This is a genomic window from Pseudoruegeria aquimaris (genome assembly GCF_900172235.1).
Lineage (GTDB): Bacteria > Pseudomonadota > Alphaproteobacteria > Rhodobacterales > Rhodobacteraceae > Pseudoruegeria > Pseudoruegeria aquimaris.
Genome location: NZ_FWFQ01000054.1, coordinates 1 through 2,939, shown reverse-complemented (window position 1 = coordinate 2,939; position 2,939 = coordinate 1). Strand labels below are relative to the sequence as shown.

Sequence of the window (2,939 nt, the reverse complement as noted above, 5' to 3'; positions counted from 1 at the left end):
AACGTCCGCGTGGTCAGGACCGTCGACCGAGACCTCTACCGCGAACGCAACAAGGTCGAACGGTTCTTCAATCGTCTCAAACACTTCCGCGGCATCGCAACGCGATACTTCAAAACCGCAGCAAACTTCCTCGCCGCACTTCACCTCGCTTGCTCAAGGCTCTGGATCAGACATTATGAGTCCACGACCTAGGCGCCTTTCACTTCACCCTCCCGCGGCCTTGCTCTATGGTCGCCGCGATCAAAACCCACCCCTACGGAGACTTCCATGACACAACGCCTGCACCTCGTTTTCGGCGGTGAGCTTGTCGACCCGTCCAAGAGCGTCTTCAAGGATGTCAACGACATCCACATCGTCGGCATGTTCCCCAACTACGAGTCCGCCTACAACGCCTGGAAAGCGGAAGCACAGCGCACCGTGGACAACGCCCACATGCGCTACTTCATCGCGCATATCCACCGCCTGCGCGACGAAGAGCGGGCCGCATCGGCCACCGAAGAACTCGGCAACTGATCTCCGCCCGTGGCGCTGGCCTTCCTGAAAGCTCTGCGCGCCCGGTTTTCGGGGCCCACCGCGGCCCCGGAACCCGCCCATACGGCCATCGACGCCCCGCAACCCGCGGAAGCGCGGCCCAGCGGCGCGGCACGCCCGGCGCCCCCACGGCCCGTTTCGGCCGCGCCCTGCATCTGGCTGCACGCCGCGGGTGAAAGCGAAGCGATCAGTGGACTCGAACTGTTTCGCCGGCTGCGCGAAGAGGATGACAGCCTCCGGTGCCTGCTCTCGACGGAAGAGCCTCTTCCCGCGGCCCTCGCCGAGCCTGAGCTGTTGGGGGCAACCGAAACGGCCTGCCTGCCAACGGATTCGACCCGCGACGCGGTGGCATGGCTGGCCGATCATGCCCCCACCATCCTGATCTGGACCGGGCCGCTGACGCACCCCGTTCTTCTTCAGAAATCCCAGCAGCGCGCCATCGAGATGATGCTCGCGGACTCGGTGGATGCCAATCCGCCCTACCGGCGCCGCAAGGAATGGCGCACCACCTCCACGCGGGCCATTCTGCGCCGGTTTGGTCTCATTCTGGCTGCCTCCGAAACCGCCGCCCGTTCCTACGAGCAGCAGGGCGCAGCGCGGGAACGCATCAAGATCATCGGCGGGCTGGAAGAAGGGTCCATCCACCTGCCCTGCGACGAACTCGAATACAGAAGCCTGAGCGATGCGCTCGCCGCGCGCCCGATCTGGCTTGCCGCGCGCACCACCAAGGATGAAGAGGCGATCCTTGCCGAGGTGCACAGGCGCGTCACCCGCATGTCGCACCGCCTGCTGCTCGTCGTCGCGCCGGACGATGCCGCCCGCATCGAAGCCGCCTGCGAAGCCTTCCGCGGGCATGGGTGGCGTGCGGAGATCTACGAGCGGGAGCGGATGCCGGCGGAAGACACCCAGGTGCTGATCGGGGATCCCGCGCAACTGGGCCTCTGGTATCGCGTGTCTCCCGTCACCTTCATGGGGGGCACCCTGAGCGGCACGGGCGGCGCGCACCCCTTCGCGCCGGCGACGCTCGGTTCCGCCATCCTCTACGGCAACTACACAGATCCGTTCCAGACGAGCTACGGCCGCCTCGTGCGCGCCGGCGCCGCGCGGCTGGTGTTGAATTCCGATGGTCTGGAAGTGAACCTTCGGGATCTCCAGGCACCCGACAAGGTGGCCCAGATGGCCCATGCCGCCTGGGAGATCTGCTCGCGCGGTGCGGAGGTCACGGATTTTCTCGTGGAACGGGTATTCGAACTGATCGACGCCGGGGAGGCCGACCATGCGCGCACCTGACTACTGGTTCACGCCGCCGCAGGCGCCCGGGTGGCGTGCGCGGCTGCTTTCGCCGCTGGGAAGGCTCTATTCCGGCGCAACAGCCCGCCGCGTTGCACGGGAAGCCAGCGGCTATCGGGCCGGTGTCCCGATCGTCTGCATCGGCAACATCAATGCCGGGGGCACCGGCAAGACCCCAACGGCCATGGCGCTGCTGATCCGGCTGAGCGGCGCCGGCTGGGCGCCGCATGTCGTGTCTCGCGGCTACGGCGGCAACCTCTCCGGGCCCACGCGGGTCGATCCGGCGAAGCACGGGGCCGCCGAGGTGGGAGACGAGCCGCTGCTTCTGGCCGCCTTCGCTCCGACGTGGATCGCCAGCGACCGCGCCGAAGGCGTGCGCGCCGCCGAGGCGGCCGGGGCCGACATCATCCTGCTGGACGATGGTTTCCAGAACCCGTCGGTGCAGAAGGATCTCTCCATCGTCGTCGTCGACGCCGCCAAGGGCTTCGGCAACGGCCTCGCGATTCCCGCAGGCCCCCTGCGCGAGCCGGTGCACGCGGGGCTGAGCCGGGCGGATTTCCTGTTGTCGATCGGCCCGGCACCGGCGCAGGCCGGCTTTCAAGAGACATGGGGGCACCAGATCGGCATCCCGCACCTGCGCGGCTCCCTGAGCCCGCTCCAGATGGGAATGAATTTCGCCGGGCTGCGCGTGCTGGCCTTCGCCGGAATCGGGCATCCCGAGAAATTCTTCGCGACCCTGCGCGGCCTCGGCGCCGAGATCGCACGCGCGGAAGCGCTGGAAGATCACCAACCCCTGACCGATGCGCTGATGAAGCGGCTGGAGATCGAGGCGAAAGCTCTGGGCGCGCAGCTCGTCACGACGGAAAAGGATGCCGTGCGCCTGCCCGGCAGTTTCCGCGCCAAGGTCCTGACGGTGCCCGTGCGGCTCGATCTCGAAGACTGGGCGCCGCTCGATGCCGCGATCGCAAAACTGCGCAGGCGGGCCGCGGACTAGGTCGTGAACTCATAAACGGGATTCCGTTTTTGGCGGTGTGATGATTCACTTTCGGAAACGGAGGTGAGCATGACGGGCAGACACGATGTGAGCGATGCGGAATGGGCGGTGATCTCGCCGCTGT

The 2,939-nt window shown here is 66.9% G+C and carries 4 protein-coding genes; all 4 read left to right on the top strand.

Annotation, left to right across the window (positions count from 1 at the left end; all coding sequences use genetic code 11):
* Positions 1-192, top strand: a 192-nt coding sequence (locus PSA7680_RS18385; protein WP_217808310.1) for a transposase, incomplete at its 5' end; no start/stop codon positions are given.
* 75 nt (positions 193-267) lie between these two features.
* The gene (locus PSA7680_RS18380; protein WP_085870104.1) at positions 268-513 is read left to right on the top strand and encodes a DUF4170 domain-containing protein; all 246 of its coding nucleotides are present in this window, start codon (positions 268-270) and stop codon (positions 511-513) included.
* Between the two features lie 9 nt (positions 514-522).
* Positions 523-1,821, top strand: coding sequence for a 3-deoxy-D-manno-octulosonic acid transferase (locus tag PSA7680_RS18375; protein ID WP_085870103.1), 1,299 nt, complete (start codon positions 523-525; stop codon positions 1,819-1,821).
* Positions 1,808-2,815 carry a tetraacyldisaccharide 4'-kinase gene (gene lpxK, locus PSA7680_RS18370; protein ID WP_085870102.1) on the top strand — a complete coding sequence of 336 codons (1,008 nt, stop codon included), beginning with the start codon at positions 1,808-1,810 and terminating at the stop codon, positions 2,813-2,815. The genes PSA7680_RS18375 and lpxK overlap by 14 nt, the downstream gene beginning before the upstream one ends.
* Positions 2,816-2,939 lie beyond the last annotated feature (124 nt).

Coding starts and splice junctions, on each gene's coding strand:
- lpxK (WP_085870102.1), top strand. CDS start 1,808: ATGCGCGCACCTGACTACTGGTTCACGCCGCCGCAGGCGCCCGGGTGG.
- PSA7680_RS18380 (WP_085870104.1), top strand. CDS start 268: ATGACACAACGCCTGCACCTCGTTTTCGGCGGTGAGCTTGTCGACCCG.